This window comes from Sphingorhabdus sp. Alg231-15 (assembly GCF_900149705.1).
Lineage (GTDB): Bacteria > Pseudomonadota > Alphaproteobacteria > Sphingomonadales > Sphingomonadaceae > Parasphingorhabdus.
In genome coordinates this window covers 464,064-489,901 of record NZ_LT703001.1, presented here as the reverse complement: position 1 = coordinate 489,901, position 25,838 = coordinate 464,064, and the positions used below count along the sequence as shown (strand labels likewise).

21 protein-coding genes and 1 tRNA gene are annotated in these 25,838 nt (G+C 49.8%); 15 read left to right on the top strand and 7 right to left on the bottom strand.

What is annotated here, in order from left to right; genetic code table 11:
* The first annotated feature begins 170 nt into the window (after window positions 1-170).
* A complete protein-coding gene (locus DG177_RS02270; protein ID WP_108810006.1) occupies window positions 171-2,798 on the top strand; it encodes an AMP-binding protein in 2,628 nt (875 codons plus the stop codon).
* Between the two features lie 163 nt (window positions 2,799-2,961).
* Window positions 2,962-3,162 (top strand): hypothetical protein, encoded by a 201-nt coding sequence (locus tag DG177_RS17630; RefSeq protein WP_337658438.1) that lies wholly within the window; start codon window positions 2,962-2,964, stop codon window positions 3,160-3,162.
* Window positions 3,163-3,200: 38 nt separating this feature from the next.
* On the opposite strand, the gene DG177_RS02265 is transcribed toward DG177_RS17630, so the two are convergent.
* A tRNA-Ser gene (locus DG177_RS02265) sits at window positions 3,201-3,290 on the bottom strand.
* 186 nt (window positions 3,291-3,476) lie between these two features.
* On the opposite strand from DG177_RS02265, the gene DG177_RS02260 reads away from it, so the two are divergent.
* The 9 genes from DG177_RS02260 to DG177_RS02220 all read left to right on the top strand — a co-directional run bounded on the left by DG177_RS02260 (window position 3,477) and on the right by DG177_RS02220 (window position 12,250).
* The gene (locus DG177_RS02260; RefSeq protein WP_108810005.1) at window positions 3,477-4,517 is read left to right on the top strand and encodes a lytic murein transglycosylase; all 1,041 of its coding nucleotides are present in this window, start codon (window positions 3,477-3,479) and stop codon (window positions 4,515-4,517) included.
* The gene (locus tag DG177_RS02255) at window positions 4,501-5,559 is read left to right on the top strand and encodes a septal ring lytic transglycosylase RlpA family protein (RefSeq protein WP_108810004.1); all 1,059 of its coding nucleotides are present in this window, start codon (window positions 4,501-4,503) and stop codon (window positions 5,557-5,559) included. Before DG177_RS02260 ends, DG177_RS02255 begins: the two co-directional genes overlap by 17 nt.
* A 52-nt stretch (window positions 5,560-5,611) precedes the next feature.
* Window positions 5,612-6,772, top strand: a complete 1,161-nt coding sequence (locus tag DG177_RS02250; protein ID WP_108810003.1) for a serine hydrolase — start codon at window positions 5,612-5,614, stop codon at window positions 6,770-6,772.
* On the top strand, window positions 6,769-7,395 hold the full coding sequence (gene tmk, locus DG177_RS02245; protein WP_108810002.1) for a dTMP kinase: 627 nt from the start codon (window positions 6,769-6,771) through the stop codon (window positions 7,393-7,395). The genes DG177_RS02250 and tmk overlap by 4 nt, the downstream gene beginning before the upstream one ends.
* A 4-nt stretch (window positions 7,396-7,399) precedes the next feature.
* A complete protein-coding gene (locus DG177_RS02240) occupies window positions 7,400-8,428 on the top strand; it encodes an AAA family ATPase (RefSeq protein ID WP_108810001.1) in 1,029 nt (342 codons plus the stop codon).
* Window positions 8,429-8,500: 72 nt separating this feature from the next.
* Window positions 8,501-10,075, top strand: a complete 1,575-nt coding sequence (gene metG, locus DG177_RS02235; protein WP_108810000.1) for a methionine--tRNA ligase — start codon at window positions 8,501-8,503, stop codon at window positions 10,073-10,075.
* A gap of 2 nt (window positions 10,076-10,077) precedes the next feature.
* The gene (locus tag DG177_RS02230; RefSeq protein WP_108809999.1) at window positions 10,078-10,854 is read left to right on the top strand and encodes a TatD family hydrolase; all 777 of its coding nucleotides are present in this window, start codon (window positions 10,078-10,080) and stop codon (window positions 10,852-10,854) included.
* 2 nt (window positions 10,855-10,856) lie between these two features.
* Entirely contained in the window at window positions 10,857-11,627 is a 771-nt protein-coding gene (locus DG177_RS02225; protein ID WP_108809998.1) for an MBL fold metallo-hydrolase, read from the top strand.
* Window positions 11,628-11,629: 2 nt separating this feature from the next.
* Window positions 11,630-12,250, top strand: coding sequence for a TIGR02281 family clan AA aspartic protease (locus tag DG177_RS02220; RefSeq protein WP_108809997.1), 621 nt, complete (start codon window positions 11,630-11,632; stop codon window positions 12,248-12,250).
* A gap of 146 nt (window positions 12,251-12,396) precedes the next feature.
* Here the strand turns inward: DG177_RS02220 and DG177_RS02215 are convergent, their stop codons facing one another.
* On the bottom strand, window positions 12,397-14,058 hold the full coding sequence (locus DG177_RS02215) for a winged helix-turn-helix domain-containing protein (RefSeq protein WP_108809996.1): 1,662 nt from the start codon (window positions 14,056-14,058) through the stop codon (window positions 12,397-12,399).
* Window positions 14,059-14,295: 237 nt separating this feature from the next.
* Here DG177_RS02215 and DG177_RS02210 point away from each other — a divergent pair, with 237 nt between their 5' ends.
* The 3 genes from DG177_RS02210 to DG177_RS02200 all read left to right on the top strand — a co-directional run bounded on the left by DG177_RS02210 (window position 14,296) and on the right by DG177_RS02200 (window position 17,991).
* Window positions 14,296-14,616, top strand: coding sequence for a hypothetical protein (locus DG177_RS02210; protein ID WP_108809995.1), 321 nt, complete (start codon window positions 14,296-14,298; stop codon window positions 14,614-14,616).
* Window positions 14,617-14,703: 87 nt separating this feature from the next.
* On the top strand, window positions 14,704-15,243 hold the full coding sequence (locus DG177_RS02205) for an MAPEG family protein (RefSeq protein WP_108809994.1): 540 nt from the start codon (window positions 14,704-14,706) through the stop codon (window positions 15,241-15,243).
* Window positions 15,244-15,504: 261 nt separating this feature from the next.
* Window positions 15,505-17,991, top strand: a complete 2,487-nt coding sequence (locus DG177_RS02200; RefSeq protein WP_108809993.1) for a TonB-dependent receptor domain-containing protein — start codon at window positions 15,505-15,507, stop codon at window positions 17,989-17,991.
* A gap of 64 nt (window positions 17,992-18,055) precedes the next feature.
* Here DG177_RS02200 and DG177_RS02195 read toward each other — a convergent pair whose 3' ends face one another.
* On the bottom strand, window positions 18,056-19,186 hold the full coding sequence (locus DG177_RS02195; RefSeq protein ID WP_108809992.1) for a serine hydrolase: 1,131 nt from the start codon (window positions 19,184-19,186) through the stop codon (window positions 18,056-18,058).
* 231 nt (window positions 19,187-19,417) lie between these two features.
* On the opposite strand from DG177_RS02195, the gene mazG reads away from it, so the two are divergent.
* Window positions 19,418-20,152: a nucleoside triphosphate pyrophosphohydrolase gene (gene mazG, locus DG177_RS02190; RefSeq protein WP_108809991.1), complete on the top strand. Its 735-nt coding sequence runs from the start codon at window positions 19,418-19,420 to the stop codon at window positions 20,150-20,152.
* On the opposite strand, the gene hflX is transcribed toward mazG, so the two are convergent.
* From hflX to DG177_RS02170, 4 genes are all read right to left on the bottom strand, one after another.
* Window positions 20,149-21,444 carry a GTPase HflX gene (hflX, locus tag DG177_RS02185; protein ID WP_108809990.1) on the bottom strand — a complete coding sequence of 432 codons (1,296 nt, stop codon included), beginning with the start codon at window positions 21,442-21,444 and terminating at the stop codon, window positions 20,149-20,151. The genes mazG and hflX overlap by 4 nt on opposite strands.
* Window positions 21,441-21,971 carry an RNA chaperone Hfq gene (gene hfq, locus DG177_RS02180; RefSeq protein WP_337659015.1) on the bottom strand — a complete coding sequence of 177 codons (531 nt, stop codon included), beginning with the start codon at window positions 21,969-21,971 and terminating at the stop codon, window positions 21,441-21,443. Before hfq ends, hflX begins: the two co-directional genes overlap by 4 nt.
* Before the next feature lie 98 nt (window positions 21,972-22,069).
* Window positions 22,070-23,452: a nitrogen assimilation response regulator NtrX gene (ntrX, locus tag DG177_RS02175; RefSeq protein ID WP_108809988.1), complete on the bottom strand. Its 1,383-nt coding sequence runs from the start codon at window positions 23,450-23,452 to the stop codon at window positions 22,070-22,072.
* Window positions 23,453-23,462: 10 nt separating this feature from the next.
* Window positions 23,463-25,796 (bottom strand): ATP-binding protein, encoded by a 2,334-nt coding sequence (locus tag DG177_RS02170; RefSeq protein WP_108809987.1) that lies wholly within the window; start codon window positions 25,794-25,796, stop codon window positions 23,463-23,465.
* Window positions 25,797-25,838: the final 42 nt, after the last annotated feature.

Below are 25,838 nucleotides of genomic sequence, written 5' to 3'. Positions count from 1 at the left end.
CCCTTGCAGCGCGACCTAGACGTTATTGCACCGAAACTGCAAGCCTGCCGTAAAAACCGTCTCATTCAAGGAAAGCCGGTGGAGTGTAGGTTTACATTGGTGGACAGCTGATATTCGGGCTGATAGGCCGCAGTTTAGAGGGTCGCTTTGGATGGAAACGGGGCAATGTAATGGCACTTGATGGCCATAAGATCATTACAATAGATAAGATCAGCTCTGTCGCTTATTTGCGATCGGTTTTTGCAGCCTGGCGCGCTGGAAACATCGTCATGCCTGTGGAACAGGGGCAGGACTGTCCAGATATTGGTTGGCCAATTGCGCAGCATATCTCCGTCGAATCCGGGGGAGGGTGGTTTGATGAGCAACTGGATCCGGATAATTCGGAGCAACCAGCGCAAATCAGCTTCACATCGGGTACCACAGGCACGCCAAAAGCCGTTTTACTTAGCAGACGGGCGTTAAGCGATGTCACCACCAGATTGACTGAAGTCATGGAGATGGATGAAACCATCCGTGAATATATTGCGGTGCCGGTAACGTTTTCGTTCGGGCTGGGCAGGGCGCGTGCCATCGCAGCTGTAGGCGGGTACGCCTATCTTCCCGAGACTGGTTTTCGGCCAGATGAATTTGCCGCGATGCTTGCCGCGGGTGAAGTCAATGCGCTTTCCGCTGTTCCAACGATGTTACGTCTTCTGATTCAGCAGCAAGAGCTTTTCGTGGAATCTGGCGATAAATTGCATTGGTTGGAAATAGGCAGTCAATATATGAGCGGCGAGGAGAAAGCTGCGGTTCGCATGCTCTTTCCAAATGCTAAAATCGTCCAGCACTATGGATTGACAGAGGCCTCACGAACAACTTTTCTGAAAATTGACGGAGCGCCGGACAAGACATTGGAAAGTGTCGGCAGTCCGACTGGATCGGTGCACGTAGAGATCAATGAGGAAGAACGAATCCGCATTGGTGGGGCGCATGTTGCCGATGGCTTATTGGTTGATGGTAAATTGATCCCGTTGACGGACGATGATGGATTTCTGACTACCAACGACCTCGGTCGTGTTGAAAATGGCCTGCTCCACTATGATGGAAGAGTCGATGATGTTTTGAACGTAAGTGGGATTAAGGTTCCTGCGGAACTGTTTGAGCAACGTCTGAATGAGATTTCAGATATATCCGTCGGTAAAATAGGCGTCGCTGGTCGAGCTGATAAGTTGCGCGGTTGGTCTGTTATGATTGCTTATCTGCCGGATATAGATCCCGATAGTCTGCAAGCAAATGCACGAAAAATTTCTGCCGAATTTGGATTAAGCCCGGCTGATATCCTGTTGGTACAAGTTCCTGAGATACCTAAAACCGGAACCGGTAAGATCCAGCGTAAAACCATCACGGAACGCTACTCAGAATCGGCTGTTTATGAAGGTATGCGGTCTACATCGCTTGCGGATGACTTCGAAAAAATGTCCCCCACAGAGCAAAAGATTGCGAATATCTGGCGCGAAGCACTCGGTGTTGAGAATGTAAAGCGGGATGACAATTTTTTTGATATTGGCGGAGATTCTCTGTCCGCAATCAATCTAATGTTGCGAGCTGAACAAGCGGGGCTGTCAAAGGACATGATGGGTCATATCTTTGATGGCCATAGCGTAGGCGAAATTGCCCGCCTGATGGATCATTCGGCAGAGGATGCTCCGGATACTGAAACTGGCGTTGCGAGTAACCCGAAACGCGGAGCATTGGCTGAGATTAGCGATGCCCTGAACAGCGCTCGCGGAATTCTGGTGCTGCTCGTAATCGCGGCGCATTGGATGCCATTTTTTTTCGACCGGATGGGGGCGTGGAAAGATACCGCCTATCTATGGACACACATTCCGTTTCGTCTCGGAACGCCTGGTTTTGCCATGGTTTTCGGCATGGGCCTAGGACTGCTCTACATGACAGTGCTCGAAAAATCCCCAAACAGAATGCAGACAAAGCTCCGATCTAATACCATCATACTGGCGATCGGGGTGGGCTTGAATGCTCTGGTCGTTGGTCTGAAGATGGCCTTGACGGATGGTTTTGATCCGATCTGGCCCGAACGGCTGTTATACACTGTTCTGTTCTTCTATTTACTAATGGTTCCTACATCGGGAATTTTGTTGCGGGTGGTTCGATCGACTTCTCAAATGATATTGGGGGCTTTGGCGGTCGCGATAGCAGCACTGGTGGTTTCTGCCTTTTTTCAATTCTATCTCGCTGAAACGCAGGCGACCGGCGTGCTGAGCCTTGGCCGATTGATGCTCATTGCACAATATTCCTACCCGCTCATGCTTTCGGAAGTCGCGATTGGCCTGGCGATTGGATTATGGCTCCGGACAAATCAGAACCGGCCAGATCTTGTCTCCAAGTCGGCAGTATATGGAGCGATTCTCTTAGTTGGTGGCGCTGCGCTGGTGCCGCTGGCTGGTCGGGATTGGTTCAGTGAAGCGGGCCAACCTCTATCCTTCCCCGCGTTTGCCGGGGCCGTGTTGTTACTCTTCGCTGTTTGTAAAACCGCCTCAAGCGCAAATTTTGCACCGATTGTGATACGTCTGCTGGTCATAACCGGCATTCTCGCTTTTCCAGCTTTTGTTGGACATGGTTTGGTAATCCACGTGAAGAACATCCTCGTAGCATTGGGGCTAGCCGAATTGATCAGTATGGGGATTGCGGTTGGTATGTTTTTCGCAGCTGCTTTGTTCGCCTATCTCAAGCTGTATAGAATATATTACGGACATCTCTCCAACGCCAAAACCTCACCGAGATTCACACAGCCAGTTTGAAGCCCTTCGGATTGCTCGGATCGTACCAAGCCAAAACCCGCTCGTCAGAACCGCTCAAATCTCAACTATTGCTCGGCATATCGCATAACATTGGCCGGGGGTCGGTGCGATTGTATCCTTCGCCTTCCTTAAAGCAGGCGGGACCCGCAAGAAGGATATAATCATGTACAGATCAATAATTTTGTCGAGTGGCGCACTCATGCTGCTAGGCGCCTGCGTCTCGGCAGATGAGGAAGTGGATTCATCGTCAGGAGAATATATTCCGGAAGGATATGACCCAGAAGCTGGTCCAGCAGAGCCGGACGATGATCCAACGGATGATTCCTATGTTCCAGAACGCAGTGACGAGGGACCAAGATTATAGGAACGCGGACTGCTAACTATCTGATTTGAAACTATGGCTGGCGGACAGGGTGGGATTCGAACCCACGGAGAGCTTGCACCCTCGCCGGTTTTCAAGACCGGTGCATTCGACCACTCTGCCACCTGTCCGCTCTAGCCGAACGCCTCCTAGCGCCCTCCCTTTGAAAGCGCAAAGAATTTTATCGCATTTGCGTGTGTGAGTTAAAAAAACTGTGATAAATGTGCTTATCCGGCAAGTTGTTGCTGGTCTGCGACATTAGGGATTCCCCTTGGAGCCAGTTTGTGCGACACCATGATGAAGAAGGGAAATTTTTCATGCGTTTAACCACTGCGATTGCTTGTAGCGCCATTGCTTTTTTTAGTTTGCCCTATGCCCATAGCAACAATGTTGCAGTTGCGCAGTCGACGAGCGGCTTTGACTCCTATCTGCAAGTGGTTGGTCGCAAGGCTTTGGAGCAAGGAGTTAGCCAGCGTACACTGGACCGCGTATTGCCGAGCCTAACCTACAATCCGCGGGTTATTCAGCTCGATCAATCCCAACCAGGCGGTAGGCCCAATAGCGCTATCCCGCCCTTCGCACCCTATAAACGCCGGCATGTCGATGCTGCCCGGATAAATGGCGGCAAGGCTAAATATCGGCAACTCATTTCGAAACTCGCAGATGTGGAGCGCGAATATGGTGTGCCTGGCCCCATGATCATGGCGATTTATGGTCACGAAACCAATTATGGCCGGATCACCGGGAATTTCGACATCCCAAGAGCGCTCGCAACCCTGGCTTATGAAGGTCGTCGGCGCGCCTTGTTTGAAGCAGAGTTTCTCGCGGTACTGAAAATGATTGATAACGGCGTTCCCCAGTCGGCCATGAAAGGAAGTTGGGCAGGGGCCATGGGCAAGCCACAATTTCTGCCCTCGGTTTATCTCCGGCTTGCCAAAGACGGAAGCGGAGACGGCTATGCCGATATCTGGAACAGCGAGGCCGATGCGGTGACATCGATCGCGAATTATTTCGTAAATGCCGGTTGGCGGCGCGGTGAGCCATGGGGAATTGCCGTTCGGGTGCCAGCGTCACTCAATCGGAACGCCATAAAAAACAAAACCAAAGCCGTGCGTTGCCCTCGGGTGCATGAGCGTCATAGTCAGTGGAAGAGTATGGCTGAATGGCGCGCGCTGGGTGTTGCACCAGTGACCGGAAGGCGTTTGAGCAATGATACAATGGCTACTTTGCTTGAGCCGGATGGGCGGGGCAAGACAGCATATTTACTAACCGGCAATTATCGTGTGATATTGGACTATAACTGTTCAAATTTTTACGCGTTATCAGTGGGGTTATTGGCAGATGAAATTCGCAGTTAGATTATTGAGTGTCAGTGCCCTTGCCGCTTTGCTTGGCAGTTGTGGCACTATCGATGGTGTGAACGACAATGCCGATGCTAGCGTTCCGCCCGCAGCATCCGGCTCCGCATCAAGCGCTATATCCGATTTTCCGGTTAAAATTGGTGAGCCCTACAAAGTTCGGGGAAAAACTTACACTCCGGAAGATGTCGCCAGCTATGATACTGTCGGTTACGCCAGTTGGTATGGTGATGAGCTGGCTGGCAATTCCACTGCGAATGGCGAACGTTTCAATCCGAATGGGATAAGCGCCGCTCATAAAACATTGCCACTGCCGAGCTATGTCGAAGTAACGGCACTGGATACTGGACGGACTATATTGGTCAGGGTCAATGATCGCGGTCCGTTTGCGAATGATCGTCTGATCGATTTGTCGCATGGTGCCGCCAAGCAATTGGGTATCGACCAACAAGGCGTTGCAGGCGTACGGGTACGCAAAGTTAATCCCAATGAGCAGGAGCGCGTCGTTCTCCGCAATGGAGGGGTGGCTACTGAGCGGATAGGAACGCCGGATTCTCTGCTGACTATTCTTCGTAAGAACCTCGCAAAACTTCCAACACCTGATGCCGTCGCCCGGCGCGCCAGCACTCCCGCACCAACAGTGGTAGCCAATAAAAGTGGTATTGGTGCTTCTTATGTTCCAACGTCAGGCGCAGCGCCTGTCAAGCCGGGAGCCCGAGATGGTAAGTTCATTATCGAAGGGACTGAACAGCAGGCGAAGACATCAAAACCCACAAAGAAGCGTACGGCAAAGAGAGCGTCAATAAGCAAGGCTCAGAAGACCGCCGGCGGCTATGCCGTTCAGGTCGCAGCGTTCGGAAACAAGAACCGAGCCGATGCCCTGGCTCGCAAAATCGGTGCTAGGGTGTTCTCTGATGGCACTGGGCGGATCTGGCGGGTGCGTTACGGACCTTACGCAACTGACAATGAAGCCAAAGCCGGGCTGGCACAGGCGCGAAAGCGCGGCTATAGCGAAGCAAGAATCCTGCGCACCGGAAAATAGGATCCGGGGTTCAGGTCCATATGATAACATTTGATCTGGAACCGGAAATTTAATGAACAGAATTTTTTGGGCGTCACTGCCGCTACTCGCCATTTCGTCCGCTGTCCTTGCGGCCCCGGCCTATGAAACTGACGCCCCAATAGCTTATATGACAGACCTGTCATCTGGAGCGATCCTGTTTGAGAAAAACGCTGACAAACAGATACCTCCTGCGTCAATGGCCAAGATGATGACCGTTTATGTTGCTTTTGATCAAATCGAAAAAGGCAAACTGGCACTCGATCAGAAAGTTAAAATCCAGCGGGAAACCTGGCAAAAATGGACGGGGCAGGGGTCGACTATGTTTCTCGGTGTCAATGACGAGCCAACCGTCAAAGACCTTTTACACGGAGTAATAACGCTGTCGGGAAATGACGCCAGCGTTGTATTGGCCGAAGCCATCGGCGGTACGGAAGAAAATTTTGCCGATTTGATGACCAAAACTGCCAAGCGTATCGGCATGAAAAACAGCCGCTTTGGTAACAGCACCGGTTGGCCCGATGAAGGCAAGACCATGGTCACAGCCCGTGATCTTGGTTTACTGGGAGCACGACTTTCTGACGACTTTCCAAAGCTTTACAAGGATTTCTTTGGATTGACCGAGTTTACCTGGGGCAAAACCAATAGTGGTGAACCGATTACGCAACCCAATCGCAACCCATTGCTCGGTAAAATTGACGGTGCAGATGGCCTGAAAACTGGACATACCGAAGAGGCTGGCTTTGGCTTTACCGGCTCTGCCGAACAAAATGGGCGACGTATCATCTCGGTGCTGGCCGGATTGGATAGCTACGGCGGCCGAAGCAATGAATCGGTGAAATTCATGAACTGGGGTTTCAACGCTTGGGAAACCAAAAACCTGTTCAAAATGGGTACAATAGTCCAATCAGCGGAAGTTCAACTCGGTAACAGTTCTTCCGTTGATCTGGTTGCTCCCAAAGATTTATCTGCAACCTTGCCAAAAGGTTCTGATGGAAATCTCTCGATAAAAGTACGCTATAGTGGCCCGATCAAAGCGCCAATAAGCGCGGGGCAGCAGATCGCAACCTTGGTCGTCTCGACGGATGACGGAGGTACACAAACCATGCCGCTAGTGGCCGGAGAAGCGGTTGAGGAAGCAGGTTTCTTTGACAGGGTCTGGGCCGGTTTGAAGTCTTTGTTAGGACTGACGTGACCGGTCGTTTCATAAGTCTGGAAGGCGGGGAGGGGACGGGAAAGTCCACACAGGCCAAGGCGCTGGCGGCGGCTCTCAGAACCCGGGGCTTCACTGTCCATCTAACGCGCGAACCAGGCGGTACGCCCGGCGCTGAGGTCATTCGCGAGCTGCTGCTTAGCGGCCATGACGAAAAATGGAACATGCGTACCGAGGCACTGCTATTTGCAGCCGCGCGGTCGGAACATTGTGATTCTTTGATCAAACCGGCACTGGAAAGAGGCGATTGGGTGATCAGCGACCGGTTTATCGATAGCAGCCGCGCCTATCAGAGCGTTAGCGGACTGTTAAACGATGATGATATCATGGCCTTGCATCACGTGGGCAGTGAAAGCCTTATGCCGCACCGTACTTTTATCCTTGATCTGCCGGAAGAGGTTGCTGCACGCCGCGCCGATGCTCGGGATCGTGGGGACAGCGATCGCATAGGCGGCCGCAACAGCGCCTATCACCGCTCGGTCATGGCGAAATTCCGGCAATATGCCGATGAAGAGCCGGATCGGGTCACCCTAGTGGATGCGTCGCAATCCCCCGAAGATGTGACAGCAAAATTGCTGCAAAATCTGACCGATTTGATAAGCTGACGGCATGACGTCGTTTATCGGGCATTACAAGGCACAGCGTGTTTTCCGGCAATCCTTTGACAAGGGAACCTTGCATCATGCGTGGATATTGGCTGGCCCGAAAGGTCTTGGCAAAGCGGGATTCGCAAAACAGGCAGCCCAGTTTTTGCTGGATTCAAATGGGGGACAACAGGCGCAGGGTACTGGATTTGATCTGGATGATAAAAGCCAAAGCGCAAAACTGCTCGCCGCCCGCAGCCATCCGGATTTTCGATTGGTTCAGCGGGGTGGAAAAACCGATAAGGAAGACAAGAAAGCCCGGGAAGAGGGCGTTGACGCGCTAGAAGAGCATGAACTGAAGCGCAATATCTCGATCGCGCAAATCCGCAATCTGCAATCGCTTTTCGCCACGCAAGCTTCCATTTCCACTTATCGGGTTGTTGTGATCGACGCGATAGATGATCTGGAGCGAGGCGGCGCTAACGCATTGCTCAAGAACCTTGAGGAACCACCAAAAGACACCGTTTTCTTGCTAGTCAGCCATGCTCCAGAGCGTTTGTTGCCGACGATCCGTTCCCGATGTCAGATATTACGGTTCGATCCCCTAGATGATGAACAAATGTGGCGGGTATTGACGAGTATAGCTCCCGAGTTGGACGAGTCAGAACTCAGCGCTCTGATCGCAGCAGGAGAGGGCTCTCCCGGGCGATCCTTACAATATATTGATGCTGGACTGGCGGAACTAGAAAACCTTGCCCGCGAAATCATGCGCACGGGCGACAAGAGCAATCAGGTTAAAAGCGATCTCGCTCGAAAGTTATCTCTCAAAGCCGCAACACCTCGATATCAGGCGTTTCTGGCTCGTGCACCAACCCTGATAGCGCAGCATATCAAAGCCTCAGGCAACATGCCAAAGAGTAATGCCATAGAAATCTGGCAAGAAGCCAGTGAACTCGCTTCTATGGCTTCTCCCAAAGCGCTCGATAACCAGGCTGTGATATTTCGTCTTGGCAGCCTGATGGGATCGCTTGCCCAACGCGATGAGCGCGCATAAAGAGAAGCAGTAAACGTCAGGCCTTTCCGAGATTCGAGCCGGGATTTTGGTAGGGAATCAGGAAAGCAATTCATGTCCAAGCCTTATTATATTACAACGGCGATCAGCTATCCCAATGGACCGCCGCATATTGGTCATGCTTATGAAGCCATTGCAACCGATGCGATTGCCCGCTTTCAACGCCTATCAGGTCGTGAGGTTCGCTTTCAAACCGGTACGGACGAACATGGCCTGAAAATGGCCCAGGCAGCTGACACCAAAGGCATTGCACCTCAGAAACTTGCCGATGAAATGGCGAATCAATTCATAGTGATGTGCGATAAACTTAATGTTTCCTATGATCGTTTTATTCGCACTACAGAAGCGGATCATCACAAAGCCAGCCAAGTCATCTGGCAAGCCATGGAGGCCAATGGCGATCTTTACCTCGACAAATATGAAGGCTGGTATTCGGTTCGTGACGAAGCCTATTATGACGAAAGCGAGTTGATCGCAGCCGAAGGTGAGGGGGGAACAAAGGAAAAGCTATCTCCGCAAGGCACTCCAGTGGAGTGGACAGTCGAAGAAAGCTGGTTTTTTCGTCTGTCCAAATACCAGGAACCCTTACTGAAGCTCTTCAAGGAAAATCCCGGATTTTTGAAGCCGGATAGCCGACGCAACGAGATGATCAAATTTGTCGAAGGTGGACTCAATGATCTGTCTATATCCCGGACCAGTTTTGACTGGGGCGTAAAAGTTCCGGGCAGTGACAATCACGTCATGTATGTTTGGGTTGACGCCTTGACCAACTATCTTACCGGCTTGGGTTTTCCAGAGAAAACAGATCTGTATCCGAAATATTGGAATGAGGGCGGCGATATCGCGCATATTATCGGTAAGGATATTGTGCGTTTCCACACCATTTACTGGCCAGCCTTTCTGATGAGCGCGAATTTGCCACTTCCCAAGCAGGTGTTCGGCCATGGTTTCCTGCTCAATCGTGGCCAGAAAATGTCGAAGTCGGTTGGCAATGTCGTCGACCCCATTGCTTTGGCCGACGCCTTTGGTGTCGATCAACTGCGTTATTTTCTGTTGTCGGAAGTCATATTCGGGAAGGATGGCAGTTATTCGGCAGAGATGATCGTCACCAAGACCAATGCCGATCTTGCCAATAATTTCGGCAATCTAGCCCAACGTAGCTTATCAATGATTGCCAAAAACTGTGAAGGGAAGGTGCCTCAAGCAGGTGATAAAACTGAATCGGAAGAAAAACTTACCGATGATTTAAAAGATTGTTTCTCAAAAATGACGAACTTGATGGAAAATGGTGAATTTCCGATTCATGCTGCAATTGATCTGCTGCGGGAAAGGCTTAGCGCCACCAATCAGTATTTTGCCGATCAAGCACCATGGGCCTTACGCAAAACCGATCCCGCTCGTGCCGATACCGTGCTTTACTATACCGCTGAGTCCATCCGCCAACTGGCAATCATGCTCCGCTGGGTGATCCCGGAAAGTTGTGACAAAATGCTCGATCTGCTGTCGCAAAGCCCTGATGAGCGGGATTTTGAACATATGACAAACAGGATTGAAAGCGGTTTGGCGCTGCCAGCGCCCACCGGAATTTTCCCCCGCCTTGAAACTCCTGCGACCAACGGAGAAGGGTAACCATGCTTGTCGATAGCCACTGCCATCTCAACTATAAGGGCCTGATCGAAGAGCAGGGTGCTGTGCTCGATCGTGCGCGGGAGAGCGGCGTTACGGCCATGCTCAATATCTCAACACGCGAAAGCGAATGGAGAGATATCGTAGCAACGGCAGAGCGCGAAAGTGACGTCTGGTCTAGCATTGGCATTCATCCTCACGAAGCTGATGCACATCCCGACATAGATCTTGCGAAGCTGGTTGAGGAAGCGAAACACGAACGTGTTATCGCTATTGGCGAGACTGGCCTCGATTATTATTACGACCATAGCGACCGTGAGCGGCAGCGGCAGAGCTTTCGTACTCATATTCATGCGGCGCGAGAAACCGAATTGCCGATCATTGTGCACACACGCGATGCTGAAGATGACACCGCCGCAATCCTGGCGGAAGAAATGGAGCAGGGCGCCTATACCGGTGTGATCCATTGTTTCACAGCAAGCGAAGAATTCGCCCGTAAAGCTCTGGATCTAGGACTTTATATTTCCATTTCAGGTATTGTGACGTTCAAAAACGCAAAAGATCTGCAGGCAACCGCGGCCAAGCTCCCCAGTGATCGCTTGCTGGTTGAGACAGATGCCCCATTTCTTGCGCCAGTACCGCATCGCGGAAAAACTGGAGAGCCAGCCTTTGTAGCTGACACAGCAAGATTTCTCGCAGAACTGCGTGGTGTGGATTATGAGGCATTGTGCGAAACCACAGCAAAGAATTTTTACAACCTTTTCAATAAGGCACGCCCCTGACCTTGGCATTGAAGCTAACCATTCTCGGTTGCGGGACTTCGTCAGGTGTTCCGCGGATTGGCAACGATTGGGGCGATTGTGATCCGAATGAAACCAAAAACCGGCGGAGCAGAGTTTCAATCATTGTTGAAAGCCCCACGACTAGCATTTTGGTCGACACATCACCTGATTTGCGGGCTCAATTTCTGGCCTGTAACATAAGTTCTATCGACAATGTCATCTGGACACATGATCATGCGGATCATTGCCATGGTATCGATGACTTAAGGCAGGTTTTTCACAGAACACGAGAACCAATTCCAGGATATGCGCGGCCATTTGCGCTCGAGAGTTTGCAGAACCGTTTCGCATATGCGTTCCACGGACATAAATATTATCCCTCCATTTGCGAAGCACGTAGCCTGAAAGATGAAATGAGAATTGGTGACATTGCAGTTAAAGCCGTCGATCAACCGCATGGCGGTATCACCTCAGCTGGACTAAAGTTCGAATATAAAGGAAAATCAATATGTTATGCCACAGACTTTGGTGAAGTTACGGCTGATATGATCAATCTCTTTAAAAGAACTGATATTTTTGTCGTCGACGCATTGCGTGACAAGCCGCATCCGACCCATGCTCATTTGGCTATGACTCTGGATCTTATAAAGAATGTACAGCCACAATTAAGCCTGTTGACGCATATGGATAAATCGATGGACTATAACTATCTATGTTCAATGCTACCGGAAGATATCAGGCCTGCTTTTGATGGTTTTGTGATAGAGATTTAGACGTGACTGAAGATCAAAACATAAATCTTGTTTTTGCGATAGGTGCTTTAGTGCTTGTCGCCAGTGCGCTGTTTTCCCGGCGTATAGGGCTAGGGGAAGTTGTCCGATCAGTATTGAGCTGGGTAGCCATATTCGCGATTTTCATCGTTGGTTTTTCTTATCAGAAAGAGATTGTTGGAGTCTGGCACAAGGTGACCGGTGAGATAACCGGAGCGAACGAGCAGCAGGTTGTTGGCGGTACGTTAAAGATCAGACAATCGCCAGACGGCCATTATTGGGCAGACGCCGAAGTAAACGGAATGCCGGTTCGGTTTCTGATAGACAGCGGAGCAACCACAACCGCAATGACACTAAAAACGGCTCGAGCAGCAAATGTTGACATCAATGATGGTGGATTTCCGACATATCTGAACACAGCAAATGGCACTGTGGAAGCACAACGCGGAACTATTCAGGCGTTGAGAGTCGGACCAATGATGGCACTGGAGCTTCCCGTTGTGGTAGCAGAAGCCTTTGGTGATTCTAATGTGCTTGGCATGAATTTTTTATCGGAAATGAAGAGTTGGCGCGTTGAGGGTGGAGAAATGATCCTTGAGCCTCCCGCAAGAGCACGCCAGCAATAATTTAACATAATATATATTATCAACCTAATTTAACTGTGGGACGCTTTTGGAAAACGGCGTCCTACTATTGTCATCCCTCTCTCCTATCTAGCGGCCATAATTAAATGCTGGATCCGCCATAAATTCAGACTTAATCATTCTCCTGCTTATGCTTCAATGGCAGCCCACAGATGTTTGGTTTCAGTTAAAATCTCTTCGCTTATCGAACTGTTAATAAAATTGCGTTCGATTAATCGTTCGGTGGTGGCAAGATCCAGCCCTGCTTTTTGCAATGTTGATAAGATCTGGATTGCTTGGTCATGCCGCCCATCATGCCAGCACAACCACGCTTTGAGTGCATCAGGACCTCGAAAAGCAGGATCGATGATATGAGACTCATCTAAATAGGCCTCAGCTTCCGCAAAGCGGCGTTCTCGGACCATGACGTTAGCTTGCCGCGTCCTAGACCAGACGCGCAGATGGGAGCCTGGCATCATCGCATAGGATATCTCGAGATATTGCATCGCTTCTTCGGTCTGATTTAACAAAGCATGGCAGCTACCAAGACTTTGCGCCACGAGGCCGTTATTTGGCGCTATGCCATAGGCTTTAGTTGCCCAACGCAGACCTTCTTCTGGATCTCCGGTATTCGCGTAAGCTGAGGCTACCGACGACAAAACACTTGCTGAATCCGAATCAAGTTCGAGAGCCTTTTTGGCATGATCCTGAATATGAGAAATTTCTAAGGGATCATCCGGACTGTCAATCATATACAAAGTCGCGGATGCATTTGCCAAAATCGCATGTGCAAGAGCATAATCCGGAGCAAGATCGACAGCGCGCCTTGCTTCCTTGATCGCACTTTGCATAGCTTCTGCACTAACGCGGCGCATTGCAAGAATACAACGTTGTATCGCGTCCCAGGCCGTTAGGTCGGTGGGCTTGCGAAGAGCCCGCTCCATATCAAGAACCTGTATTTTGACACCGAGTGCTACAGCAACTTCGGTAACCAATTCTTCCTGTAACTCCTGTAGATCGTTTAGCGGCTTATTAAATTGACCTGACCAGACCAACTCGCCGGTTTTTGGCGCAATGAGCTGTGTTGTCACCCGGAAATCCCGTCCAGTTCGCCGAACATTGCCTTCAAGCAAATATCTGACACCCAACTGCTCGCCTATAGCTGCAAGATCTAAGAACACATCCTTTTTAAGATGCACGGTAGAGATAGTTCCGAGGACCCGTATTGCGGCACTCTGAGAAAGCGCGGCCACAATATCCTCAACCATACCTTCGGCAAAAACTTCATCGTCTTCGATTTGTGATCGGTTGGTAAATGGCAAAATAGCGAGCGAAGGCATAGCGCCACGCAGATCGGTTTCTCTGGATTTGGGAAAGGCTTGGAGCCCGAGAGATCCTGTTGGTGGCATCTCAGGCGCACCGAACTCCAACTCCTGAGAATCCACTTGGTTCAGAGCCTCCGATTGACGCTTTATTGGTTTAACGGAGACGGCAAGCCGATAGCCTTTTTTCGGGATAGTTTCGATAATGATATTATTAGATCGCGAGTGTGAAAATGCCTTGCGCAAAATATATATAGCACGCGTCAGACTTTCATCTGAGCCAAATTTGACTTTCCAAATTTTTCCTATCAACTCATCACGAGAAACAACCTCACCACAACGTTCTGCAAGAAACAAGCAAACGTCCATGATCTTGGGTTCCAAATGAACTTCATGGTCACTTGAAAGAACGATATTTCGGGTTGGAATAACAGTGGCTTCGCCAACGCGAAAACCTTCAGATAGATTTACTTTGGTACGTTCCAACATGCGTTCCCAACAATATCATGAACTTCTCAATTTGACTGACACAGGTCTACACGTTTTACAAATTCCAATCGCGCTGAAACGAAATGCATCAAATCACATCCTAATTTTACTGTTGTTTTTCAACCACCTCACCTTTTCATCATACAAAAATCATCACGACCACAGGAGTTTACTAGCGCAGTCATCCAGAACCGATTCAGGGCCAGCATTGGCGCAAATCAGTTCAGGAGATCAGGAATGTCAATCCTATCCGTATCACTCATCGTCAGCTTTACCGCAGTCGTTGCAACAACCGCAGCTTCTGCTCAGGAAACAAGGATCACTAACTTTCGCTACGACAAGACCATTTCAATCGAAAGCAACTATGCGAAGTTTGAAAAAACGGCCCGTAGTGCCTGCACATATATCTCAAGTTTACATAGGTTTAAGGCCAGAAAAGAATGCCGTGATGACCTGATGAACCAAGCGATTGTCGCCACAAAGCAACTGCCGATGATCGTATATCATAACCAAATGATTGGCGAAGACCGTCGATCGACAGCCCTGACCAAACGCTAGAGTTAGCGATTCACAATGATTTTTCGGCAAGATGTCTAAAGCCCGGCATCCTGTCTTCTAAAACAGCAACAAGTTGGAGGCTAGGCAATGACGCCAGGCAATGAGAATATCGAAAATGATTTCAACCGGAGCATAATGATCGCTCTTGCAATCGTAGGTATGGCGATTGGAATAGCGCTGCCAATGTTTGCATACATACAACTACAAGGCATATTCCCTGAAATTTCGGATCCAGGTGATCGATTGGCTTTTGCAATTAAATGGATGTGCTTTCCGGTTCTAGCTTTGGTCGCAGGAATGGGCGCAATTGGGGCCGGGAGAATATTTTCAGAATATGCAGATGGCTCAACTCCCCCTGTTGGTACACGTCTGGAATTACATCGGCGCTATATGCAAAATACCGTGGAACAACTGCTAATTTTCATCCCAACCCAGCTTGCTTTAGTGACGCTGTTGCCGGCAGATCGCCTTGCCGTAATCCCGGTGTGGGCCGTTTTATTTTTAGTTGCTCGAATCTTGTTCTGGGCGGGTTACATCAAAAATCCGATGTACAGGTCGTTAGGTATAATGATGGTTGTACCCAATCAATTTGCAGCTCTGTTTATATTGTTCCAAATTGTGATGTGATTGGCTCGGCCGTCCCCTGCCCTTTTGCTAGAAGCTATTCTCCATGTCCACATTTCCAAAATGAGATGTGCACCCCTTACCTGTCAAAAGAGTTAGCGAATTTCGAGGGAAAAAGCGCTTCTTACACTCAATCCTAGCCCTTTCATTAGTGGCTTATTCCGTAACGTCATTCATATTCTCACCCTGTAAAAGACATCACCAGAATGTTTGAGATCAAGTCGCACTGGGGCGCTTTATCTCGGTGTATTGGGGAGGAAATAAATGCAGAAATCAGTGTTTGATAGCGTGCTAATCCGGCGGACCAGATCTGTTCGCACTTTGCTCATTTGTTCGGCAACTATTTTAGGCGGCGGGGCTTTAACTACACCGGTATATGCGCAAGAAGAAGCCGAAGTCGATGACGACCGGATTATCATTGTACAGGCGCGCAAACAAAGTGAAACGTTGCAGGAAACACCTGTCACGGTAACCTCCCTTGGCGCGGATACACTGGACCGGTTTCAGGTCAACGAAGTAGCCGATGTGGTTAGCCGGATACCGGCATTGAACGTGCAAGTCGGGGGCTCCGGCGCAGGTGGTCAGATTAGCCTTCGCGGCGTTGGAACCACCAATATTTCCGCTGCGTTTGATTCAGCTGTCGCGTTTGATTTCGATGGCGTGTCGATCAGCACGATGCGCTTGGTTCAGGCTTCGTTTTTCGACGTCGAGCAAATTGATGTTTTAAAGGGACCACAGTCCTTGTTCTTTGGAAAAAGTGCGTCCGCTGGCGTTTTTTCGGTTCGATCGGCCAATCCGACTGCCAATTGGGAAGTCGGGGGCAAGGCTTCCTATGAGTTTGAAGAAGAGGGCTATACCGTTGGCGGATATATATCCGGACCGGTTTCTGATACGCTGGGTATCCGTTTGGCGGCGCAATATCAGGACATAGACAAATATGTTGAACTGGAAGCCGGAACGCCTTCAGTTTTTGCGGACTCCGGAAAAGGTCTCAAAAACTTTGTAGGTCGGCTCACCCTGCAATGGGATCCAGCTGACAATTTTTCAGCTAATTTGAAGCTGAACTATAATCACAATGAAGGAGATAGCCTGCTCGGCCACTCGGATATTGATTGCGGGGCCAATGGGGTTGCCGATGATGTATTTTTGGCGGTTCCTGGCGTGTCTATAGCATCGAATTCCACATGTGATATTCAAGATGGCCTGTATCCCCATCCTGATGGGCATCCCTCGTTACAGGTGATAGCTCCGGGCACAACGGGAGCGGATCGCTATAACGGCCAATCCTATAACGAAACCAATACATTCTTCGCCCGACTGGCGATGGACCTTGATGTAACCGATAGTCTTACACTGTCATCGGTGACTGGCATCTTGGATCTTGAGAATGAACATCTTGATCACTTCAGCTATGTGGGCATTTTGCCGGATGGATCTCCAGGCGGTCTGCCGGCGCCATTTTCTGATGGCTTGCAGCAATATACTCAAGAAATTCGCCTTGCCAGTGACTTTGATGGCATGTTCAACTTCATGGTCGGTGGATTTTGGGAGAGCCGCAGCCAACCTCTACAAACGTCTCAGAACGCGTTTATAGCAACATTCATTTTCCCCGACTCTCGTGGGATCACCTATGACTGGGTCGCTGATCGTGCGACCAAAAGTGAGGCTCTCTCCTTTTTCGGCAGTGTATCACTGGACATTACCGATCAGCTCGAGCTTTCAGGTGGGCTAAGATGGACGGACGAACAGAAAACGCACCGGACGTCTTTTCCGGTCGTTCACAACGCATTGACCTTTCTGAATGGGGTTATTGGTGGATTGGGATTAGTTGTACCGGAAGGTTTCCAGACAGGGCCGATAAAATTTTCCGACAGCAACATTTCACCGGAAGTGACCATCAAATATCAAGCTACCCCGGATTTGAATATTTATGCGTCCTACAAAACCGGTTTTAAATCAGGAGGGATCGATAATAGCATACTGCCGACGGCCGCTCTCCAGTTCGTCACTCCAGGTTTCGGTACTGATGCAGAACGGCAAGCCGCACTGGATTCAATTGTCTTTGATTCTGAGACTGCGAAGGGCGGAGAAATTGGCGCGAAAGCAATCTTGGCCAATGGTAGCTTCCGAATAAATACGGCTGCATATTATTTTGTTTTCGATGATTTGCAGGTTCAAAATTTTGATGGTGCCGCGGTTCGTTTTCTTACCATCAATGCTGGCGAACTTACGACCAAGGGTTTTGACGTCGATTGGGTTTGGGACACACCTCTGGAAGGTCTGAGTTTCTCGGGTGCGCTTGGATATACGGACGCCAAGTTTACCGATACTTTCATTTCGTCCGACCCGGATGGAATTCCTGGTAATGCGGACGACGTTGACTTGGATGGACGTCGTGCTGCTCGTGCTCCCAAATGGTCAGGCAATGTGGCTGTGGATTTGGTTGTTCCGATGGGAGACACACTTGAGTTCGGGTTGAACGGTAATGCGGCCTATAGCGGTTCCTATTTTGCTGGTAACAATGACTTTGATGACTTTGTTCAGGACAGCTACGTATCGCTCGATGCTGCTGTATCTGTCGGTGATTCAGACGGAAAATGGAAGCTTTCTCTCATCGGCGTAAACCTTACTGATGAGCTGTGGGCCAATACTGTTGGAGATAGGCCATTTTTGCCTGCAGGCGGTGATGATCGCGTTGTCACACAAAATCGCGGACGCCAGATATTTGTAGAAGCCGCATTCAGATTCTAGCCTCCATTCCTGGTTGATCAGTTTGGGCTGGACCGGCAAATTGCTACTCCGGCCCTCTCTCCGTCTATGTCTGCAGTGACGCGTACATTGCTGCTGCCAAACCAAATCCACGGGGATCACCCAGAAGTCCGCTTTCCATTTTGTTCATTACATAGGAAAAGCACAGTCTGGCATCCTGGTCGACTATTACCGATGATCCACCAAAGCCGCCCCAGAAGCAGGTATTTGGATTTGGGCTAATCGGTATGAGTGGGCTGTTCAGTCCGTAACCCATTCCGAAGACAAGTGGCACTCCCAACACCAAGTCCACTCCCTCTGACTGCTTTTCAAAAACCCGTTTAGTACCTTCTTCCGACATGATGGTTTTACCAAATGCCTTGCCGCCGTTTGCCATTGCTGTTTGAGCACGCACAATGCTGCGTGCATTGCCCTGACCATTAGCGGCTGGTATTTCTGCTGCACGCCAATTTCTCTTTCGAGGTTCCGTGGCATCAACAGCGGGGTTTGCAAATGTCCGTCCCGCTATAGTTTCTGGATCAGGTAAAACAGTATTTTCCGGTGGGATCAGATTACCAATTCGATCATCCAGTTCTTCGCCTGCACCAATATGAAAATCAGCACTGGTTGGCTCTGCAATTTCCTGATGAAAGAAGGTTCCTATCGACTGGCCGGTTACTCTTCTGACAATCTCGCCAATAAGATGCCCTTGAGTCAGCGCGTGATAACCTGACTGCGTTCCGGGACTCCACCAAGGCTCTTGTCGTGCAAGAGCGGTTGTCATCCATTCCCAATCATAGAGAGCTTCACCCTCAACGGTCTCGTTCATGCCCGACAGTCCCGACATATGACTGAGAAAATGTCGGACTTCGACTAGCTCTTTGCCGCCTTGCGAAAATTCGGGCCAGTATTTTGCAGCCGGCGCATGAAGATCAACTTCCCCCCTATCCGCCAGCAGCAGCAGCGACATTGCAGCCATTGTCTTGGTACTGGACCAGACGTTGACGAGTGTGTCTTCCTGCCAGGGCGCTGTTTTATCCTCGTCAAGATGTCCGCCCCAAAGATCAACGACAAAGGCACCATCAAGAGTGATCGCAACCGAAGCGCCCACATCTCCATGTTCCCGGAAGTTGGTTTCAAAGGCCACCTTAACCGCCACAAAGCGAGGATCGCAATATCCATTTATCTGAGCCGCCATCGAAACTCCAATTCCCCATGTTGATGTAAACTGTAGGCAAGTTGTTGAACACAATCTGACAATCGATGCAACTTGCGGTTTTTCAATTCGACGTCTGGATGATCAGGCGATCCCCTACCCTGCCAGGGCCAGGCAGGTTACCGTCCATCGAAATAGTCTCATTTCTATCTTGGTAAATATTGTCTGTTGTATAAACTGCCTCAACACTGATCGATATGAACGGAGTTCCAGGTGATTGATCCACTGCTTGAAGTGATGCGGCGTTTACGAGATCCACAAACGGGATGCGAATGGGATACTGTCCAAACGTTCGAAACTATAGCACCCTATACTATCGAGGAGGCCTATGAAGTCGCCGATGCGATCGAGCGCAGCGATATCGATGGACTGAAGGATGAACTGGGTGACCTTCTGCTTCAGGTCGTATTTCATAGCCAAATTGCTACCGACGAAGGGCATTTCTCTTTTTCTGACGTTGTGGACGCCATTTGCGAGAAAATGATCCGGCGACACCCGCATATATTTGGCGGGGCTGGTGGCTCACCGGGCTGGGAGCAGATCAAAGCAGAAGAGCGAGCGGAAACCGGCAAATCAAGTGCGCTGGACGGTGTTGCTCTGGCCCTGCCTGCATTGTTACGGGCACAGAAAATCCAGAAGCGCGCCGCTCGCGTTGGTTTTGACTGGCCAGATAAGGTGCCTATCAAAGCGAAATTGTTGGAAGAACTGGACGAGGTCGAGCAAGCCAGCAGTGACGCAGAGATTCATGAGGAAATTGGGGATCTGCTTTTTTCGGCAGTCAATCTATCGCGACATTATGGAGTCGATGCTGAACAAGCTCTTGCAGATGCAACCCGTAAATTTTCTCAGCGATTCAACAAGGTTGAGACCAGTGTTGTGGGCGATATGAAGGACATGACCATCGACCAGTTAGAGGAAGAATGGCAGAAAGCCAAAGTTGCTGGCTAAAGCGCGTGGAATCGCCCCCAATTGCGACGGGACATTTGAACGTCCAGCACCAGATCGTGATTTTCATGCTCAGTTTGCAAGACGCGGCCATTTTCGTGCAGCCACGCCAGGCGTTTCCCGTCAGATACGGGCAAGGTTACTGTCTCAACATTATGGTTGCGTGACAAGTTCTCGGTTATCATTTCGACAAGCGTGTCAACGCCCTGACCGGTAGCGGCAGAAATCAAACAGACATTGTCGGGAATATGCTGCGGTAACTGTACGCTCTCTTTATCGTCGGTACTAACAAGATCAATCTTGTTCCACGCTTCAATAATCGGAGCCCCCTCCCCGTCTTCCAACTCGACACCCAGCTCTCGAAGAATCTGCTCCACATCATGGGCTTGGCTGTCTCTTGATGCGTGGGAAATATCCCTGACGTGAATGATCACATCGGCGGCGGTGACCTCCTCAAGCGTCGCGCGAAAAGCGGCGACCAATTGTGTTGGTAGATCCGATACAAAACCAACAGTATCAGAGATTATCGCCTTGTCATATCCTGGTAACGGGAATTGGCGCATAGTCGGATCAAGTGTGGCAAACAGCAAATCCTCGGCAAATACCTCGGCACCCGTTAACCGATTGAAGAGCGTCGATTTACCAGCGTTTGTGTAACCAACAAGAGCAATAACCGGCCATGGCGCTTTCTGGCGCCGGGATCGGTGCAATGTTCGGGTCTTTCGAAGATGCGACAATTCCTTGCGCAGTTTTGCCATTCGATCACGGATCATTCTGCGATCGGATTCAATCTGTGTTTCACCTGGTCCACCGAGAAAACCAAAACCGCCACGTTGCCGCTCCAAGTGAGTCCAGCTACGCACAAGCCGGCCCGCCTGATAGTCAAGATGTGCGAGTTCCACCTGCAGTCGTCCTTCGGCAGTTGCGGCTCTTGCTCCAAATATCTCAAGTATCAAACCCGTCCGGTCGATGACCTTGACCTTCAGCTCTTCTTCCAGATTGCGCTGCTGAATGGCACTTAACATGCCATCGACAATCAATATATTGGCGTCTTCCTGCGCCAATATTGTCTTGATTTGTCCGACTTGACCGGCCCCAAAGAGTGTCCCAGGTTTCGGTGCACGAACCGCGAAATATCGCGATGAGGTAGTTTCCAATCCAATCGCCAAAGCCAGACCAACGGCTTCTTCAAGCCGATATTCCAAAGCATTCTGACCGAGCGACCCCAGATCGGGATGGGCAATAACAGCCTTATCTTTTGTACCGTCCAATCCATCTTTTTCAAAAGGTATCAATGGGAGCCTTCATCCACGTTGTTATAGTCAGCCAGATTAATCGGGCCGCTAGGTTGAATGGTCGAAATTGCGTGTTTGTAAACGAGCTGTGCCAAGCCTTCCCGCTCCAGCAAGATGCAGAAGAGGTCATAGGCCGCGACCTCGCCTTGCAGCATAACACCGTTCACAAGGAACATGGTGACTGGATCACTGCTGTCACGTACCGCTGTTAGAAACACTTCCTGCAACACACCATTTTTGCTTTTTGCTCGCTCCATAAGATCGGCAAATGCCTGCATATCCATAGTTTGCGACGGCATGATCGTCGAAATAGCGTGCTTGTAGACCAGCTGTGATTGACCATCACGGCGTAATAATACTGAAAAATTGTCAAACCATGTCACTATACCCTGCAGTTTTACGCCCTTCACCAGAAACATCGTCACTGGCATTTTTGTTTTCCGCAGAGAGTTTAGAAAGAGGTCTTGCAAGTTATTTGATTTATCGGTCATTTTTGACTCCGGTTTTTGGCGGCATCGAGGCCGCAGACAGGGTTTTAGTCCGCGGTTTTAGACTCTTAGGGGGAACCGCTTGGTGAACATATATGGATTAGTTCAAGAAGCTACAACCGCAATCCGGTCAATCGCTATTCGGCAATTTGCTTCTTTTTTGCCGCAAGACCCAGGATCTTTAACTTTCGGTGTAAAGCTGAGCGCTCCATGCCGATAAAATTTGCCGTTTTTGAGATGTTACCCGAGAATCTACGTATCTGAACCTTGAGATATTCCCGCTCAAAACTCTCACGTGCTTCACGCAATGGTGAGCCCATTAAAGAAGCTACCCCTTGATCTAGATCGTCATCGTTGCCCAATATTTCGGGAGGCAACATCTCGATTTCGATTTTCTCAAAATTATCCTTTGGGGCCAATATTATTGTGCGCTCTATAACATTACGCAACTGTCGGACGTTACCAGGCCAATCACAAGCCTGAAGCGCCGCCATCGCTTCGGTTGAGATTTCTGGCGGATTGAGCCGTTGATCACTCGCGAAACGCGCTGAATAATGTTCTACCAAGGTTGGAATGTCTTCGCGGCGTTGGTTTAACGGTGGCAGCTCCACGGGTACCACATTTAGACGATAGAACAGGTCTTCCCGAAAACGCTTTTCCTGAATTTCCTCATCAAGATTACGAGAGGTTGCCGAAACCACCCTGACGTCAACTTTAACGCGTTGACTGCCGCCAAGTCGAATGAAGCTTTGTTCCGTCAAGACCCGCAATATTTTCCCTTGGGTATCGAGAGGCATATCGGCCACTTCGTCGATAAACAACGTTCCGCCATGCGCTTCTTCCATCAGGCCTATTTTCTCGACGATGCCATTTTTTTCAGTGCCAAAGAGCTCTTCTTCAACGCTTTCCGGTGAAAGGCGCGCAGCGCTGATCGTAACAAAAGGTGCATTGGCACGCGTACTCCAGTTATGCATCAAACGAGCTGCAACTTCCTTGCCGACACCCGCAGGACCAGAAATCAATAGACGACTCCCTGTTCCAGCGACCCTTTTCAAAGTTGCTCGGACCGCGTTTACGGCGGGGCTATTTCCGGTCAACTCGTCGGCAAAGCCAACTCGCGCTTTCAATATCTCATTTTCCCTGCGCAGACTTTCGGTTTCCGTCGCCCGTGCAACAAGGTGCATAAGATGTTCAGCTTCAAATGGTTTTTCGATGAAATCAACCGCGCCCTGAGAGATAGCAGCGACCGCCGTATCAATATTACCGTGCCCCGAAATTACAATTACCGGCAATTTGGGATCAATTTTTTTTATCTCCGTCAAGAGCTCCAGGCCATCCAGTCGAGACCCTCTTAGCCACACGTCGAGAAGCACTAAAGATGGTTTCCGTTCTTTAACAGCAGCCAATGCTGAGTCGCTGTCCGCTGCGACTCTTGTCTCATAGCCATCATCTTCCAGAACACCGGAAATCAATTCCCGGATATCCGGTTCATCATCAACAATAAGGATATCTAATGCCATTTTTCGACCTCTAACTAGGGGGTAATTTATCTTGTGGTGCGATTTGTTCGCTGCTCATTGCGACGGCTGTATCTGCCAATGTTTGCTTCTCTGTCTCGTCCTCATACGATGAACGATTCTCACTCAAACGGGCAAGTTTTGCGGGGTTTAGACATATGGTAACACGTGTGCCGCCGCCTTCCTCTGTGGAACAGGAATCGGTGAACGTAATATCGCCAAAATGTTCCTCGATAATTTTCTTCACAATTGCGAGCCCGAGACCAGTGCCTTTTTCCCTTGTCGTCATATAAGGTTCGACAATACGTTCCCGTTCTGCGGGCAATCCGATTCCATTGTCGTCTAATTGAATTTCGACATCATCGCCGTTGCGACGAACACTCATGCATATCTGGCCATCCTCGAACGCATAATTGTCGTTCGCTTCTGCTTTTTGCTCTACCGCTTCAACAGCATTTTTAACGATGTTGGTAAGCGCCTGCCCCAGTTGTCGGCGGTCGCATACCAGCGAAAGTTGCTGGTCATCCGATTCAAATCGGAAATTGATTTTGGGATGCGCAACTTCCTGAAGAAACAGGGCCTGCTTGACGACATCGACCAAATTTTCATCGCGGAAAACTGGTTTCGGCATGCGAGCAAAGGAAGAAAACTCATCAACAATATTGCGAAGGTCACCAACCTGCCGGACAATTGTGCCGGTTAACTGAGAAAAGATTGAACTGCCTTCGACAATATTTTTGCCAAACCGGCGCTGCAAACGCTCTGCGGCCAACTGGATCGGTGTCAGCGGGTTCTTGATTTCATGCGCAATACGTCGCGCGACATCTGACCAGGCGGCGCGCCTTTGATCCAATAGGCGTTGTGTAATATCTTCAAAAGTAATGACGTGACCGGAAGGCCCTCCCACTATCTTCACCTCAAGGGTGCGGATCTCATTGCCGGAAAGAAACTGGGTGATGGTATTTTCTACGCCGGCCTCAATCAGCTCTGCAAATCCAGGGGCGACATCTGCAATACGCTTATCCAGTAAGTCGTCTGTTTCCTTTCCGAGCAGCGATTGTGCCCGAGAGTTTGCAAGCCGAACTTGTCCTGCCTGATCTAAGCTGATTATTCCTGCGGTTACGGATTCAAGAACCGTTTCAATAAAGGCACGCCTGCTGCCCAACTGTTCATTGGCAGTGAGCAATGCGGTTGTCTGGTTCTCCAGCCTTTCGGTCATGCGATTAAACGCCCGACCCAATGTTCCGATCTCGTCTTTTTCAATAGGTGAAGGAACACGTGTGGCAAGGTCGCCCTCGGTGATTCTTTTGGCCGCATAAACCAGTTCACCGACGGGTCTTACCATTCGGTCCGCAACGGCGAGTGCGATCCATAACGCCAATCCCACAATGAATAATGAGACGACAAATAAAGCTATATTAAACTGTAATTGAAGGCTGCGAGATCGCGTGAACAGATTGTCGTAATCTGCTAGCACCGACTGAGCGCGCTCCCACTGGCTAAGGGCCAACATATCGGAGTCCCGAGCGGCATAGAGGAATACCTGCGATTCCCGATCCAGTAGCGTTACGGCCTCAATCTTATTCGCTTTTGCGGTAACGACATAATTCTCACCGGCGATCAACTGGTTGATCACATCCTCGGTGATCTTTGTATCTTCATCACTATTGTCCGGATTAACCGCAGCTGCCGTTCGAGCAAGGCCATCGTCACCAAATTGAATGATCGCAGACTCATTCAATTTCCGGGTTAGCACCTGAAAAGAATAATTCTCCGCAAACTCCGGATGATTAATTCCTTTCTCTGACAGAAAGCTCCGTAAATCACTCGCCATGGTGATTGTCTCATCGCCAACATCCTTGCGGTTCTGATCATAATAGCCGCGCGCCAGACTATTTGCATTTTCCAACATCCCGCGCGCTCGATCTGAGAACCAGAACTCAACGCCATATTGAAACAGTAACGAAGCAAATATAACTACGAGCAACATCGGTACGCTGGCTACCAGTGAAAACAGCGCGACAAGACGAACGTGTAACCGTCCACTGCTCCCGACCGCAGATTTGGCTGCCCTTCCCTTGGCTATCCGGCGGCCCAGCAAAACCAACAAGATGATTGCAGGGATAAGATTGGTAACAAGCAATGCGGCCGTCAGCGGAGGTGAAATAAAATCGGTGCGACCTGATTGCGAGTTCAGCAGCAGATAGCTGCCAATCACGGTCACCAACAGAAGCAGAACAACCGCCCATTCTACTCGCTTCATCGCTTTGTCATCTTCAGCCAGAATTGACAAACGACGAAGCCAGACTGGCGAGCGTTTTTCAAAGGGAGATTTCTGAGCGTTCATTGTGCTCTTGATACAACAGTTTCGTTGTAAAAACAGCACTAA